10 protein-coding genes are annotated in these 15,498 nt (G+C 64.1%); 4 read left to right on the forward strand and 6 right to left on the reverse strand.

Annotated elements, in window-relative coordinates:
- Positions 1 to 140 precede the first annotated feature (140 nt).
- Positions 141 to 623, forward strand: a complete 483-nt coding sequence (locus H0194_RS04125; protein WP_185176551.1) for a MarR family winged helix-turn-helix transcriptional regulator — start codon at positions 141 to 143, stop codon at positions 621 to 623.
- Entirely contained in the window at positions 624 to 4,592 is a 3,969-nt protein-coding gene (locus tag H0194_RS04130; protein ID WP_185176552.1) for a Pls/PosA family non-ribosomal peptide synthetase, read from the forward strand.
- Here H0194_RS04130 and H0194_RS04135 read toward each other — a convergent pair.
- The 6 genes from H0194_RS04135 to H0194_RS04160 form a co-directional block, all read right to left on the reverse strand.
- Entirely contained in the window at positions 4,589 to 6,226 is a 1,638-nt protein-coding gene (locus tag H0194_RS04135; RefSeq protein WP_185176553.1) for a metallophosphoesterase, read from the reverse strand. The genes H0194_RS04130 and H0194_RS04135 overlap by 4 nt on opposite strands.
- 159 nt (positions 6,227 to 6,385) lie before the next feature.
- Positions 6,386 to 7,285 carry a polyphosphate kinase 2 gene (ppk2, locus tag H0194_RS04140; protein WP_185176554.1) on the reverse strand — a complete coding sequence of 300 codons (900 nt, stop codon included), beginning with the start codon at positions 7,283 to 7,285 and terminating at the stop codon, positions 6,386 to 6,388.
- A gap of 155 nt (positions 7,286 to 7,440) precedes the next feature.
- The gene (locus tag H0194_RS04145; protein ID WP_185176555.1) at positions 7,441 to 7,602 is read right to left on the reverse strand and encodes a hypothetical protein; all 162 of its coding nucleotides are present in this window, start codon (positions 7,600 to 7,602) and stop codon (positions 7,441 to 7,443) included.
- 61 nt (positions 7,603 to 7,663) lie between these two features.
- Complete coding sequence (locus H0194_RS04150; RefSeq protein WP_185176556.1) at positions 7,664 to 7,834, reverse strand: hypothetical protein; 171 nt, start codon at positions 7,832 to 7,834, stop codon at positions 7,664 to 7,666.
- Between the two features lie 709 nt (positions 7,835 to 8,543).
- Positions 8,544 to 10,196: a chaperonin GroEL gene (gene groL, locus H0194_RS04155; RefSeq protein WP_185176557.1), complete on the reverse strand. Its 1,653-nt coding sequence runs from the start codon at positions 10,194 to 10,196 to the stop codon at positions 8,544 to 8,546.
- Positions 10,197 to 10,483: 287 nt separating this feature from the next.
- Entirely contained in the window at positions 10,484 to 12,499 is a 2,016-nt protein-coding gene (locus H0194_RS04160; RefSeq protein WP_185176558.1) for an OPT family oligopeptide transporter, read from the reverse strand.
- 126 nt (positions 12,500 to 12,625) lie between these two features.
- On the opposite strand from H0194_RS04160, the gene H0194_RS04165 reads away from it, so the two are divergent.
- Positions 12,626 to 13,969: a dipeptidase gene (locus H0194_RS04165; RefSeq protein WP_185176559.1), complete on the forward strand. Its 1,344-nt coding sequence runs from the start codon at positions 12,626 to 12,628 to the stop codon at positions 13,967 to 13,969.
- A 39-nt stretch (positions 13,970 to 14,008) separates the two neighbouring features.
- Positions 14,009 to 15,451, forward strand: coding sequence for a M20/M25/M40 family metallo-hydrolase (locus tag H0194_RS04170; protein ID WP_185176881.1), 1,443 nt, complete (start codon positions 14,009 to 14,011; stop codon positions 15,449 to 15,451).
- The last annotated feature ends 47 nt before the right edge of the window (positions 15,452 to 15,498 follow it).

Below are 15,498 nucleotides of genomic sequence, written 5' to 3' on the forward strand. Positions count from 1 at the left end.
CCCGCATCAGGGCCAAGCAGAGGTTTGTCTCTCGGGTTTTGCCACGGACCCGCCCCACACCCCGGCCCGCACACACCAACAAATAGTGGGCTTCAGCCCATCATTTGAGTTTGTAACCGTAGGAGGCATACTATGGTGGTATGTCTCTGAGCAATAACTCCGCTATCCCCACCGAACTGCTGGAATCCCCGTCATTCCAGCTGGAGCGCCTCCGCCGCCGCACCCGCGACGGCGTCGAAGCCGCACTCGCCACCCAAAAGACCACCCTGCGCGAATTCTGGGTCCTGACCTGCCTCGTACACGCCGACGCCGCGTCCCAGTCTTACCTCTCCGAAATCCTGGCCATCGACGCCTCCGACATGGTGCGCCTCATCGACGCCCTCGAGGAGCGCAACTGGGCCAAGCGCGAGCGCGATCCCAAGGATCGCCGCCGTCAAATCGTGGCTGCCACCAAGCGTGGTGCCAAGACACAAAAGGAACTGGCCACCCTCGTCCTGGACGCCGAGAACGAGGCCCTGGATCCGTCCACTGACAAGCAGCTCAAGCACCTGCGCAAGCTGGCCAAGTCCATCATCGCCGCCGACGTCGAACCCGATGCCGACGGCACGGAGAAGGAGTCTTAAATGCCCCACGAGTTGGATTCTGACCAGCCAGACAGTCTTCGCGCGCAGGCCCCACAGCCTGCGCGCAGCGCATTAGAGACCGTTCCCCCGCAGTACCTCGCGGGCAACCTCGCCCCGCGCACCCGCACGCTCTACGACGTCCTGCGTACCACCGCGGAGCTCTACCCGGAGGCCGCCGCCATCGATGACGGCGAGGTGCTGACGTACTCCGAGTTGCTTGCCGACGTCGAGAGTTGGGCCGCCGAGCTCCGTCGCGGCGGCGTGCGCCGCGGCGACCGCATTGGCGTGCGCATGTCGTCGGGTTCCCGCGATTTGTACCTGGCCATCCTAGCTACCATCGCCGCCGGCGCGGCGTACGTGCCCGTGGACGCGGATGACCCTGACGAGCGCGCCGAAATGGTTTTCGGCGAGGCCGACATCGACGGCCTTTTCACCGACGAGGGCTTCCGCATGCTGCGCGAGACCACCGGCCGCCGGGCCGCCGGGCCGCCGCCGGATGAGTTTTACCCGCGCCCGGAGGACGACGCCTGGATCATCTTCACCTCCGGTTCCACCGGCAAGCCGAAGGGCGTGGCCGTCAGTCACCGTTCCGCGGCCGCTTTCGTGGACGCGGAGGCCGCTTTGTTCCTGGTCAACCACCCTGGCGGTCCGCTCGGCCCGGACGACCGCGTGCTCGCGGGCCTGTCCGTCGCCTTCGACGCCTCCTGCGAGGAGATGTGGCTGGCGTGGGGCCACGGCGCCTGCCTGGTGCCCGCGCCGCGTTCGCTGGTGCGCTCCGGCATGGACCTGGGCCCGTGGCTGATCCGCCGGGACATCACCGTGGTCTCCACGGTGCCGACCTTGGCCGGCCTGTGGCCCGCCGAGGCGCTGGATAATATCCGTCTGCTCATCGTCGGCGGCGAGGCCTGCTCCCAGGAGCTCGTCGATCGCCTGGCCACCCCTGAGCGCGAAATGTGGAACACGTACGGCCCCACCGAGGCGACCGTCGTGGCGTGTGCCGATCAGCTGCACCCGGGCCGCCCGGTGTCCATCGGCCTGCCGCTCAACGGCTGGGACCTGGTGGTCGTGGACGGCCAGGGCCAGCCGGTTGGTCTCGGCGAGGTGGGCGAACTGGTCATCGGCGGCGTTGGTTTGGCCCGCTACCTGGACCCGGCCAAGGACGCCGAGAAGTATGCGCCGTTGGAGTCCGTGGGCTGGGATCACGCTTACCGCACCGGCGACCACGTGCGCTTGGAGGAAGACGGCCTGTACTTCGTGGGCCGCGTGGACGATCAGGTGAAGATCGGCGGCCGCCGCATCGAGCTCGGTGAGGTCGAGGCGAACGTCGCCGCGCTGGATAACGTGTACAACTCCGCCGTGGCGGTGCAGTCCACCGCGGGCGGCGAGAAGGTGCTCGTTGGCTACGTGTCCTTGGAGGACCCGGACCGCGGCTTCGACCACGAGGCCGCGCACCAGCGCATGGCGGAGACCATGCCCGCGGCGCTCGTGCCGCGCATCTGCGTCATGGACGAGCTGCCCGTGCGTACCTCCGGCAAGGTGGACAAGAAGGCGCTGCCGTGGCCGCTGCCCGGCGTCGGCGTGGAGGCACAGGGTCTGACCCCGACCGAGTCCTGGCTCGCCGAGCTGTGGGTCGACGTCTTGGGCGTGTCCGTGGAGGACGAGAACGCCGACTTCTTCTCCTTGGGCGGCACCTCGCTGGCCGCGGCCACGTTGGTGGGCCGCATCCGCGAGCGCTTCCCGACGGTCGCGGTGCGCGACCTCTACGATCACCCCCGCCTTGGCTCCCTGGCCGAGCAGTTGGCGGGTGCGGAGGAGCGCCCACGGGACGTCGAGAAGCGCGTGGTGAAGCCGGTGGGCGCCGGGGTGCGCCTGGCGCAATTTATGTGGCAGCTCCCGGCCATGACGCTGTCCGGCACGTCCGTGCTGACCTGGCTGCTGCTGGGCTCCAACGCTGCACATCTTGCGGGCGTGGAGTGGGCGCCGCTGACCAACTGGTGGATCGTCCTGGCGATGTTCCTGGTGTTCCTGACCCCGCTGGGTCGCATCCCCATTGGCGGCTTCGGCGCGCGACTGCTCACCGCCGGTATCACGCCGGGTGACTACCCGCGCGGCGGCTCGGTGCACCTGCGTATCTGGGCCGCGGAGCGCTGGGCAGATGCTTCTGGTTCGCGCTCGATTGCTGGCGCTACCTGGGTGAACAACTACGCCCGCGCGTTGGGCGTGAAGGTGGGCCGCGGAGTGGACTTGCACTCCCTGCCGCCGGTCACCGGCCTGCTCACACTGGGCGACCACGCCGCCGTGGAGCCCGAGGTGGATCTGACGGGCTACTGGCTCGACGGCGACATCCTGCACCTGGGCGCCATTCAGATCGGCCCGAACGCGCGCATCGGCGCCCGCACCACGCTGCTTCCGGGCACCGTGGTGGGCAACGACGCGCACGTGGAGGCCGGCTCCACCGTCACGGGCGAGAAGAAGATCAAAAAGGGTTCGCGCTGGTCCGGCTCCCCCGCCAAGAAGGTGGGTCGCTCCAAGCACCGCTTCCCGGACGAGCACCCGAAGCGCCGCCCGTGGTGGGTTCCCATCTACGGCCTGAGCTCCCTGGCGCTCGCGCTGCAGCCGGCCGTAGCCATCGGCCTGGGCGCGGTCGTGGTGGTCGCGCTGGTCGAGCTCCTGGGCGGCAATGCCTTCGCGGGCGGACTGTTCTTCGCCCCGCTCGGCGCCCTGGTGGCGTTCGCGGCCTACATGGCTATGACCTGGGTGGGCGTGCGCCTGCTCTCGCTGGGCCTGAAGCCGGGCGTGACCCCGGTCCGCTCCCTGAACGGCTGGCGCGTGTGGTTCATTGAACGCCTCATGGATGATGCGCGCACGCAGCTCTTCCCGCTGTACGCCTCGCAGCTGACCCCGTGGTGGTTCCGCTCGCTGGGCGCCAAGGTGGGCGCGGATGCGGAGATCTCCACGGCCGTGATGATCCCGAAGTTCGCGGACATCAAGGAAGGCTCCTTCCTGGCCGACGACACCATGATCGGCGGCTACGAGCTCGGCGGCGGCTGGGTGCTCACCGGCGAGTCCAAGGTGGGCAAGCGCTCCTTCGTGGGCAACTCCGGCATCACCGGCCCCGGCCGCAAGCTGGGCAAGAACTCGCTGGTGGCCGTACTGTCTTCCACTCCGAAGAAGTCCAAGGCCGGCTCGAACTGGTGGGGCTCCCCGCCGGAGCGCATGCGCCGCGTCGAGGCCACGTTTGCTGCCACCGACGGCGATGACGCCACCAACGCCGAGGCCCTTACCTACGCCCCGCCGCTGCGCTTGAAGGTGCTGCGCGCGATCGTCGAGACGCTGCGCCTGCTGGCTCCCATGACGTCCGCGATCCTGCTCGCGCTGGTGGCAGGCACCCTCCTGGTGCTGTACAAGGACTACGGCCTAGCCGTCGCGTGGGCATTGTCCGGTGTGGTTCTCATGGCGGCGGGCGCGCTGGCCATGGGCATCACGGTGGCGGTGAAGTGGATTTGTGTGGGCCGCCACCGCGCGGCCGACCACCCGCTGTGGAGCTCCTTCGTGTGGCTCAATGAGCTGCAGGACGCCTTCGTCGAGTCCGTGGCGGGGCCCTGGTTCTTCCAGCACACCATGGGTACCGGCGCGCTGAACATGGGTCTGCGCGCCCTGGGCGTGCACATCGGCCGCGGCGCATGGATCGAGTCCTACTGGTTCCCAGAGACAGACCTGTGCTTCGTGGGCCGCGGCGCCACGGTGGGCCCGGGCACGGTGGTGCAAACCCACCTGTTCCAGGACCGCGTCATGTCCCTAGACACGGTGACGCTTGCCGACGGCGCGACCCTCGCCCCGCACTCCGTCGCACTGCCGGCCTCCCGCATCGGCGACGCCGCCACCGTCGGCCCCGGCTCGCTGGTCATGCGCGGCGACCAAGTGCCCGCCCAGTCCTACTGGCAGGGCAACCCCATCGAGCCGCGTTAGCGCGCGAAGTCCTGGTACTTGATCATCTCGTTCTTGCGGAAGTCCCAGGCCTCTACGCGGACGCGGTCCGAGTAGGTCTTCACGCGCAAGCCCGTGATCGATCCCTCGTCCACGATGGTCTCATCGTGGTCGCCGCCCGGGCGGTACTCGTTGGTGATGGCGCCGGTGTTGACCACCGGGAAGCCCTTCTTGCCGGCTTCACCGGTGCCGTCGTAGCGGCGCATCCCCCACCAGTCGTTCTGCTGCAGGCTGGAATGAGTGTGGCTGGTAAACGCCACGATGTTGTTGTACTTGTTCAGTACGTTGGATAGCGCCTCAAGATCCTCAAAGTCGTTTTGGTACCACGCCGAGTGCGTCATGGACACCGTCTGTGGCAGCACCGGGTGAGTAAACACCAGCGGGGTCACGCCGCGGGACGTCCAGTAGCCGACGCGCTCGTCCAACCAGTTGAGCTGCTCCTCGGAAAGGCGCTGGAAGGGCTCCTTGCCGTCGCGGTCCACGTCAGAGTAGTACTCGGTGTTAATAGAGATGAGCGGAACGCCGCCAGCCATCTTCTCCGTGTACGGCTTGTCCTGGCCGGAGTACTTGAGGAAGCGCTCCAGGTTCTTCTCCGAGCCGTCCGGCCCGTACATTTCATGATTACCGATGGTCCACAGTTCCGCCTCGGCATCATGCGGCTCAGCACGGTGCGCAGCCAGGAACTCGTCCCACAAGTGCTGCTCGCCCGTGTTCACCAAGTCGCCGTTGAGCACCAGTGCGTCGGCCTTGTCTTCCATGGCGTTGAGATGGCGAATCGCCTGCTGGTATTCCTTGGTATCGCCCTGAATATCGGACAGCACGTCCACGATTGATTCTGGCTCGCCCGGGAGCTCGCCCAACGGCTCGGAAACGGCAACGTTATCGATGGCCCACCACCAGTCGTCGTTCCCACCCAGATAGTCAAAGCGCACCTTCATGTCCTGCGCCCCAGCGGGGACCTCCACGTTGAGGTTCTCGTGGGCGGAGAATTCATCAGCGGTGTACTGCTTGACGACGTCCCCTTCCCCACCGTCGAAGGACACCGTCACGGTGGCCTTCTGGTCCGGGGAGCCTTGGCGGTAGTGGTGGTCAAATGTCAGCGCCACGCGGTCTTGCGCGGCCACGGGAATGTCGGGGGTGATGAGTCCGGCGTCCATGGAGTCGGTGGCGTTGAGTCGCTGCTGCTTGGAGTCGATGACCGCGATCTGGTCGTGCGCCCCGGTGAACCAGTGCCGCATGTCCGTGCCAGCGGCCCACGTCCAGTGGCGAATGTCCGTGAGAGTCCACCCCTTCCACCGCGCTTCACCGGAGGTCACGCCGGTATCCTCGCTGGCCCAGCCTTCTGGAACCTTGTGGGTGAAATGCACCGGGTTAGGCACCTCATCAAACGACTCGGACCACAGCGTCTCGCCCGCATCACCGGTACCTGCTGGAGCGTCGTCACCAGGACGCGAAGACCCGGACGAGTTCGAGGAACCGCTAGAGGAACCAAGAAGCGACGTTGGCAGAGAAGAGGACAGCGACGACTGCGCGCCGGCCGTCGGGGCAACAGCAGTGGTGACAACAAGGGCAGAGGCGAGCAGCGCAAACGAGCGCGAATTAGGGATATGTTTCATGGGTTTTACTTTGCCCACTAAGGGGAAAACCCAAATCAACGTTAAATTAAGATTTGTTTAACAATTAGCGTTTGGGGACAGCAGAAGCCCCCCCCGCTGCTTCACGCAACGAGGGCTTCGCGCAGTGTTTAGTACGGAAGCTAGGAGCTAAACCTGCAACTAGTCGCCGATTTGGTCGCGGCCGCGCATGACGATCTTGTCATCCGGCTCGCCAACGACGTCGTGGTCCTTGTTGGTGTATTCAAACTTGGACAGGACGTAGCGCATCGCGTTGATACGGGCGCGCTTCTTGTCATTGGATTTGATGGTGATCCACGGGGACTCTTCGGTGTCCGTGTAGCGGAACTGCTCTTCCTTGGCACGGGTGTAGTCATCCCACTTGTCCAGGGAGGCCAAGTCCATCGGAGAAAGCTTCCACTGGCGCACGGGATCGATCTGGCGGATGGCGAAGCGGGTGCGCTGCTCCTTGCGGGTCACGGAGAACCACAGCTTGGTCAAAGAAATACCGGAGCCCAGGATCATGTTCTCCAGCATGGGAACCTCACGGAGGAACTCGGCGTGCTGGGATTCGGTGCAGAAGCCCATGACGCGTTCGACGCCGGAGCGGTTGTACCAGGAGCGGTCGAAGAACACGATCTCGCCGCCGGCCGGGAAGTGCTGGATGTAGCGCTGGAAGTACCAGGAGGTGGACTCGCGCGGGGAGGGCTTCTCCAACGCCACGGTGCGGGCACCACGCGGGTTGAGGTGCTCGTTGAAGCGCTTGATGGTGCCGCCCTTACCTGCGGCGTCGCGGCCCTCGAACAAGATGATGTGGCGCTGGCCGGTTTCCTTGGTCCAGTTCTGCCACTTCAGCAGCTCAATCTGCAGGGAGCGCTTGGTCTTTTCGTACTCGTCGCGCGTCATGCGTTCCTCGTACGGGTAGTTCTCACGCCACGTTTCGATAGGGGAACCGTCCGGCTTGAGCAGGGCGGGATCGTCCTCATCAGAGTCGTCGACTACGTAGCCGTCGGTTTGCGCCAGGTCAATCTCCGGCAGTTCGTCGTCTTTTTTGTCAGCCATAACTACAAGTTTAGCCCCTACCGGGAACTCGGGCGCGGTGAACAGCCATATCACTTCCGGGCCATGGAACGGACCTACCCCAGGCATGCAAAAGGCCCCAACCAGAAGGTTGGGGCCTTTCAAGAAAGCTAGCTACTTGCGTAGCAGGGCTTTACTTAAGCAATCAGACCGATCAGGTCGGAAGCGCCGCCAGCAGCCTTAGCCAGTGGCTTCATCAGCTCGAAGAGCGGGGTAACGAAAGCACCGATGGTGGTGATGAACTCAAAGCCCTCGAGCTTTGCAGCGAACTCGGAAGAACCGGTCAGGAACTCAGACATGTTATCTCCTATGAAGTGAAAGATGTAGATGGATTGAGTCAGGCCGAAGCCCGAAACAGGTTTACTTGGAGGAACCTGCGAAAGCCTCGACAAGCTTGCCAACGCCGCCGTTGGTCTCGTCGTTGCCAGCCAGGCCGTCGAAGAAGGAGTTCAGGCCGAAGAATACGTCAGCCCAGCCCTCCCAGGTGGTCTTGAAGTTGTCGAGGTGCAGCTGGATTACGGAAAGATCCATTGTGATTCTCCTTCGAGAAGTCCGCGGGTAATTTCTTACGCCGTCGGAGTGTGTACAGTTTGCAGACACCCGAGGGCGTCACAGGAGACTATTTTGTCACAGATTCCCCACCCGTCAACCCGGATGCTCAAAAAATGTTGTGTGGCCTTGCCGCCTTCGCAGCACTTAATATTCTGTGATCGAAGTCACTAAATTTTTCCCGCAATTCGGTTTATGGCGATAACCTGCCCGTTTCTTTACAAATGCATAAAGTGAAAACTAATTTTCACTCTAGTCACTCGCGTCAATTTGCATTTTCGGGCCACACCCAGATCCGATGCAGGAAAATTTGAGGGTGCTTTTTACCCCAATCCGGGGGCGTTCGCACGCCCCAGCAGTTCGACCGCGGCGCCACGAGGCGCGTCATGCGGTTGATTACATTCCGATAACTTCACACCATTATGGTGCACATGGTCTGTAACGCTTTGTACACTTCCGGCAATAAGATACAAACTCAAGTGCCACTACTCGCAATTTCAAGGCGACGATGGGCGTGTCTTGAACCCAAAGAAGGCTCTCAGGATGCTATAAGGGTTTGAGCCGCGGAAAGCTTACACCGTGCTTCCGAATTTGCATCACTAATACATAAGGCCGTGGGCCCACCAGATAAGTTCTGGTGGGCCCACGGCCTTGAGATTGCGGTTCGGGGAACCACGAGGGTGGGGCGAGCTTAGAAGCCCATGCCGCCCATTCCGTCCATGCCAGCAGCAGCGGCTGGGTCCGGGGTACCCTCCGGCTGCGGCTTGTCGGCCACAACCGCCTCAGTGGTGAGGAACAGAGCCGCAATGGAGGCAGCGTTCTGCAATGCGGAGCGGGTCACCTTGACCGGGTCGTTGATGCCAGCGCCCATGAGGTCCACGTACTCGCCGGTAGCAGCGTTCAGGCCCTGGCCAGCAGGCAGGGAGGCAACCTTGTCGGCCACCACGCCCGGCTCCAGGCCCGCGTTCTGCGCAATCTGCTTCAGCGGTGCGGACAGCGCCTCGCGGACGATCTTCACGCCGGTAGCTTCGTCGCCGGTGAGGTCAGACAGGGCGTCGAGAGCAGAAGCTGCCTGCAGCAGCGCCACGCCGCCGCCGGCCACGATGCCCTCTTCCACAGCGGCCTTCGCGTTACGCACGGCGTCCTCGATGCGGTGCTTGCGCTCTTTAAGCTCCACTTCGGTAGCAGCGCCGACCTTGAGGACGGCCACGCCGCCGGACAGCTTAGCCAGGCGCTCCTGCAGCTTCTCGCGGTCGTAGTCAGAGTCAGAGTTCTCGATCTCGGAACGGATCTGCTTGATGCGGCCGTCGATCTGTTCCTGAGAGCCGGCACCCTGAACGATGGTGGTCTCGTCCTTGGTCACCACAACCTTGCGGGCCTGGCCCAGCATCGGCAGGTCAGCGGTCTCGAGGGACAAGCCGACCTCCTCGGAGATGACCTGGCCGCCGGTGAGGATAGCCATGTCCTGCAGGGTGGCCTTACGGCGGTCGCCGAAGCCCGGCGCCTTGACGGCCACGGACTTGAAGGTGCCGCGGATCTTGTTCACAACCAGGGTGGACAGGGCCTCGCCCTCAACGTCCTCGGCGATGATCAGCAACGGCTTGCCGGACTGCATGACCTTCTCCAGGACAGGAACGAGGTCCTTGATGTTGGAGATCTTGGAGGACACCAGCAGGATGTACGGATCCTCCAGGACTGCCTCCTGGCGCTCCATGTCGGTGGCGAAGTAGCCGGAGATGTAGCCCTTGTCGAAGCGCATACCCTCGGTCACCTCGAGATCCACGCCGAAGGTGTTGGACTCTTCCACGGTGATGACGGAGTCCTTGTTCACCGAGCCGTTGCCCACGGTGTACATCGCCTCGGCGATCTTTTCGCCGATGGCTGGGTCTGCAGCGGAGATACCGGCAGTGGTAGCGATCTGCTCCTGAGTCTCCACTTCCTTCGCGGAGGAGAGCAGCTGATCGACGACGGCCTTGGTGGCGGTCTCGATGCCGCGCTTGATGCCCATCGGGTTGGAGCCGGCAGCCACGTTGCGCAGGCCCTCGCGCACAAGCGCCTGGGCCAGAACGGTGGCGGTGGTGGTGCCGTCACCCGCGACGTCGTCAGTCTTCTTCGCTACTTCCTTGACCAGCTCGGCGCCGATCTTCTCGTAAGGATCTTCGAGCTCAATTTCGCGAGCGATCGACACGCCGTCGTTGGTAATGGTCGGTGCGCCCCAGGACTTCTCCAGGACAACGTTGCGGCCCTTCGGGCCCAGGGTGACCTTGACGGCGTCAGCCAGGGTGTTCAGGCCGCGCTCGAGACCGCGGCGGGCCTCCTCGTCAAACGCGATGATCTTAGCCATGTGTTTGTGCTCCTTGATTTTTGTTTGAGGACGACACTCACGTCACCGACAATCGTGGGCGCCCGCGACGGCACGGCTGGCGAGTGTAAACCAACCTCACCCACGACACTGATCGTTTATCTAGCACTCGGGTTGTGAAAGTGCTAGGCACCATTCTGGCACTCGACGCCCGCGAGTGCAAGAAGTGACGCGAAAGCCCCGCTCGCACCACCCTCAGCGTTGTGAGGACGGGCGCACGGGGCGTCGTTGGCGTCGAAAAGCCTTTAAAGGACTATGGAGCCACCTTATTATTTGGCGTCGGTGACCGTGGCGGGTTCGGCCGGATCCAGAGCTGCCTTCTTTGCCACGGACTTCACCCAGGTGTACAGACCTGCCACCACAGCCACGACCAGGATGATGCCCAGGATGTTGGCGGTGATGCCGCCCTCGAAGATCTCCAGCGGGGAGTCGCCGCCGGAGGCCGCGATGATGGCGGCGTTGAGCACGCCGAACAGGGACTCGCCCACGATGAGGCCGGTGGACAGGAGGACACCAAGGCGCTTCTTCGCTTCGCCGTTGGCCTGCTTTTCTGCCCACTTGTCGTAGAACAAACCCAGGCAGCCACCAATCGAAATGATGATGGTGAGGGTCGACGGCAGGTACATGCCCATACCCACGGCCAGCGGCGGGAGCGACAGCTTCTTCGTCGTGGCTTTGAGGACCTCGTCCACGATGATGACTGCCACACCAATGCCAGCGCCAAGCCAAATGAGGGACCAATCAAGGGTGCTGTCGAAGATGCCGGTAGCCACCGAGGACATCAGTGCAGCCTGCGGAGCGGCCAGCGCGTCCGGGCCGGCGCCCTCCATACCCTGGAAGCCGAAGGCGGTGAGCATCAGCTGCAGGATTGGCGGGATGACGATCGAACCGAAGATAACACCGATAACCAGCGCCACCTGCTGCTTCCACGGGGTCGCGCCCACAAGCTGACCGGTCTTAAGATCCTGCAGGTTGTCGTTGGAAATCGTCGCAATACCGAAGACGATGGCGGTGGTAAACAGCGTGTAGGCGATCAGCGAGGCCGGGTCCGCGTCCGTGGAGGCGGTCAGCGCCGCGATCAACAGAGAGGCGGAGATGATGGCGATGATGCCCACAGAGGAAATCGGCGAGTTCGACGCGCCAATCAGACCCGCCATGTAACCACAGACGGACGCGATGACCAGGCCGACGACGAGGATGAACACCACGGAGACGGTAATCAGCAGCACCATGTGCTCGTGGATGGTGGACTGCGAGAGGAAGGAGTACAGCAGCAGGCCCACTGGCAGCATCAGCGCCACGATGACGCCGGCCACCACGTTGAACGGGATGTCCTGCTCGGTGACGTCCATGGTCTCGCCGGACTTGCGCTTACGGGAAGCAGCGAGGGACTCTGCGACGCCCTTGATCACGGGGCCGATGATCTTGACCAAGGTCCACAGTGCAGCGACGGACATGGCACCCACACCGATGAAGCGGATCTCGTCGGAGAAGGTGGTCTGCACAATCTCTGAGATGTCGGCCAAGCCGTCCAGCTGCCCCGCGGTGCGCATCGGCAACAGGACGATGAAGGAGATGAACACGCCCACGAGCATCGCGATGCCCACCGAGATGCCCACCAAGTGGCCCACGCCGATGAGCGCAGCGGACAGGGAGGTGCCCAGCATGGTGCCGCCGGCACCCAAGCGGAACGTGGTGGACACGGACGAGGCAATACCCTTCGTGGCGGCCAGCAGTGCCAGGCCGGCAGAGCTCAGCGCGCCACCTACGATCACGCGCAAGCCCTTGGAGTTTTCCTCATGGCCCGCGGCGTCCTTGTTATCGTCGCCTACCTTGAGCACCTCGGCGGCAGCGACGCCCTCCGGGTACGGCAGGTCAGAGCCGGTGATCAGCGCACGGCGCAGCGGGATGGAGTACATCACGCCGAGGATGCCGCCGATGGCGGTGACGGCCGTGGTGGTCCAGAACGGGAAGCCGGACCAGTAGCCCACCATGACCAGACCAGGCAGAACGAAGATGATGGCGGACAACGTACCCGCAGCAGACGCGATGGTCTGCACGATGTTGTTTTCCTTAATGTTGTGGCCTGCGAAGCGGCGCAGCACGGCCATCGAGATGACAGCAGCAGGAATAGAGGTGGCAAAGGTCAGGCCCACTTTGAGACCGAGGTAGACGTTTGCTGCGGTGAAGATCAGGGTGATAAGGCCACCGATGATGATGCCGCGAAGCGTGAGCTCGCGCAACGGGGTGGCGGAACCTGTGGCGCGGGTCGTTGTGTCCGCCATGTCAGGTCCTTTCTTAAAAAATGTCAGTAATATGGGCAGATTGTTTTTAAATTCTAAACCTCCCGTGTGCATGAGACATAATGGCGCTAAAAATATCCAGGCCACAACCCGAGTAGATTGGTAAGCATGACCACAATTTCTGACTTCATCTCCAACGATCGTGACCGCATCTTCTCCCAGCTGAGCGAACTCGTTGCTTTCAACTCCGTACACAACGAGCCCGGCTTGGAAGAAGAACCGAAGAAGGCCGCCCAGTGGGTGCAGGCCGCGTTTACCGAAGCGGGCTTCGACATCAAGGCCATCGAGACCGCGGACGGCTCCACCGCGATTGTGGGCAGCAAGCCTGGCGACGCCGCGAAGCCCACCGTTCTGCTGTACTCCCACTATGACGTGGTTCCCGTGGGCAACGTTGAAGCATGGGAGTCCGACCCACTGACCCTGACCGAGCGCAACGGCCGCTGGTACGGCCGCGGCGCCGCGGACTGCAAGGGCAACGTGGTGATGCACCTGGCCGCCCTGCGCGCCCTGGAGCAGGCCGGCGGTACCGACCTCAACCTCAAGGTGCTCATCGAGGGCTCCGAGGAGCGCGGCGGCAACGGCCTGTCCCAGCTCATCGAGGACCGCCCGGAGCTCTTCGCGGCGGACGCCATCCTCATCGCCGATGGCGGAAACACCAAGGTGGGCCAGCCCACGCTGCTGACCTCACTGCGCGGCGGCGCGCAAATCAACGTCCAGGTGGACACCCTGGCTGCAGGCGTGCACTCCGGCAGCTTCGGCGGCGCCGCCCCGGACGCGGCGAAGGCGCTCATGCGCACCCTGGATTCCCTTACCGATGAGTACGGCCGCACCGTGATCGACGGCGTGGACTGCGCCCGCACGTGGGACGGCGCACCGTACCCACGCGAGGACTTCCGCGGCGATGCTTTGCTTCTCGACGGCGTGGACATCATGGGCACCGAGGACGACGCCATCGCGGACATGGTGTGGTCCCGCCCAGCCGTGTCCGTCACCGGTTTCACCTCGACCCCAGTGGCCGAGGCCGTCAATGCCGTGGCGCACACCGCGCAGGCCAACCTGAACGTCCGCGTCCCTGCGGACATGGACTCCGCCGAGGTCGCGGAGGCCGTCAAGGCGCACCTGGAGAACCACGTGCCGTGGAACGCCCATATCAAGGTGACCATCTTGGAGGTCAACCGCGGCTTCTCCACCGATCCGAACAAGCCGGCCGCCAAGACTCTGGGCGACTGCCTGGCCGAGGCCTACGGTAAGGAGACTATCCAGTCCGGCATGGGCGGATCCATCCCGCTGACCGTGGAGCTGCAGGAGGCACACCCGAACGCCGAGATCGCACTGTTCGGCGTGGAAGAACCGCTGTGCACCATCCACTCCGCCAACGAGTCCGTGGATCCTACAGAGATCGAGCACATCGCCATCGCGGAGGCCCTGTTCCTCCAGCGCTACACCAAGTAGCACCGCCTACCCCACGCTAAGGTGGGGCGCATGGAATCCATGCGCCCCGCCTTTTCTGTTTCTCCCGACTCCCTCGCCGCTCGCTGCGCCGCGGCGGTGCACGCGCAGCGCGAGCAGATCTTCGCCGACCTCAGCGAGCTGGTCTCCTTCCGCTCCGTACACGCGGAGGTGCTCGCCAAGACCCAAGAGGGTCACGCTGCGCACCCGAAGCACAAGGAGTACGTGGAGTCTTACGACGCCGCGGCGGCGTGGGTGGAAGGAAAGCTCACCGAGCTCGGGTTTGACGCCAAGACCATCCACTGCGCGGACAAATCCCAGGCGGTGTTCGCGGAAAAGCTCGGCGCTACTGGCGCGCCCACAGTGCTGCTCTATAGCCACTTCGACGTCGTCTCGCCCGGCGACGAGACCGAGTGGGATCACCCGCCCTTCCAGCTCACCGAGGTAGACGGGCGCTGGGCGGCGCGCGGCGCCGCGGACTGCAAAGGCGCGGTGGTCATGCACCTGGCGGCCCTGCGGGCGCTGAGGGACCTGGGGACGTCGGAAAGCGAGCATGCCTGCGGCATCAAAGTGATCGTGGAAGGTTCGGAGGAAAACGGGGGCGCCGGCCTGCGGGAACTGGTGCGCGAACAGCCGGACCTGCTGGAGGCAGACGCCATCTTCATCGCGGATACGGGCAACGCCGAGGTGGGCCAGCCCTCCCTGATCACCATGCTGCGCGGCTCGGCGCAGGTGCGCGTGCGGGTGGAGACCCTGCACTCCCCGGCCCACTCCGGAAAGTTCGGCGGCGCCGCCCCGGACGCGGTGGCCGCGCTCATCCGGGCGCTGGACTCCCTGCGTGATGAGGAAGGGCGCACCACTATCGACGGCCTGGACTGCCGCGCGCAATGGACAGGCCAGCCCTACCCCAAGGAGCGCTTCCGTGCCGACGCCGGGGTACTCGGGGGCGTCGAAACGCTTGGCGGGGACGAGGACTCCGTGGCAGATCTGGTGTGGGCGCGCCCCGCGGTGACTGTGACGGGGTTTAGCTCCGCACCAGTGGAGCGGGCCGTCAACGCCGTGCCCGCGCACGCAGAAGCACAACTTAATCTCCGGGTGCCCCCAGAACTTGGCCTTAATACCAGGGAAGCCGCAGAAGTGCTGGTACGACACATCGAAAATCACGTACCCTGGGGAGCACGTGTGACAGCGGACATCCTCAGCGCGAGCCAGTTCTTCACCGCGGACGTTCATGGTGACGCCCTGACCTTGCTTGAGGAAACGCTGACTAATTCCTATGGCAGAGAGACCGGGCTGGTAGGCACGGGCGGTTCCATCCCGCTCACGGTGGAACTGAGCCAGGCTTATCCGGGAGCGGACATTGCTTTGTTTGGTGTCCAAGACGCGGCGGCGGATATTCATTCCCCCACCGAGTCCGTGGATCCATCGGAGATCGTGCACATCGCCGCAGCAGAAGCGGAGTTCTTGGCGCGGTTCGGGCGCTAGTTGGCGAATAGTTGTCCACACCACTGTGAGTGAGTCGCTAAAATAGC

The sequence above is a fragment of the Corynebacterium incognita genome, from assembly GCF_014217255.1.
Lineage (GTDB): Bacteria > Actinomycetota > Actinomycetes > Mycobacteriales > Mycobacteriaceae > Corynebacterium > Corynebacterium incognitum.

Excerpts from the sequence above, each read along its gene's own strand:
- H0194_RS04125 (WP_185176551.1), top strand. The coding sequence starts at position 141 with ATGTCTCTGAGCAATAACTCCGCTATCCCCACCGAACTGCTGGAATCC.
- H0194_RS04130 (WP_185176552.1), top strand. The coding sequence starts at position 624 with ATGCCCCACGAGTTGGATTCTGACCAGCCAGACAGTCTTCGCGCGCAG.
- H0194_RS04135 (WP_185176553.1), bottom strand. The coding sequence starts at position 6,226 with ATGAAACATATCCCTAATTCGCGCTCGTTTGCGCTGCTCGCCTCTGCC.
- ppk2 (WP_185176554.1), bottom strand. The coding sequence starts at position 7,285 with ATGGCTGACAAAAAAGACGACGAACTGCCGGAGATTGACCTGGCGCAA.
- H0194_RS04145 (WP_185176555.1), bottom strand. The coding sequence starts at position 7,602 with ATGTCTGAGTTCCTGACCGGTTCTTCCGAGTTCGCTGCAAAGCTCGAG.
- H0194_RS04150 (WP_185176556.1), bottom strand. The coding sequence starts at position 7,834 with ATGGATCTTTCCGTAATCCAGCTGCACCTCGACAACTTCAAGACCACC.
- groL (WP_185176557.1), bottom strand. The coding sequence starts at position 10,196 with ATGGCTAAGATCATCGCGTTTGACGAGGAGGCCCGCCGCGGTCTCGAG.
- H0194_RS04160 (WP_185176558.1), bottom strand. The coding sequence starts at position 12,499 with ATGGCGGACACAACGACCCGCGCCACAGGTTCCGCCACCCCGTTGCGC.
- H0194_RS04165 (WP_185176559.1), top strand. The coding sequence starts at position 12,626 with ATGACCACAATTTCTGACTTCATCTCCAACGATCGTGACCGCATCTTC.
- H0194_RS04170 (WP_185176881.1), top strand. The coding sequence starts at position 14,009 with ATGCGCCCCGCCTTTTCTGTTTCTCCCGACTCCCTCGCCGCTCGCTGC.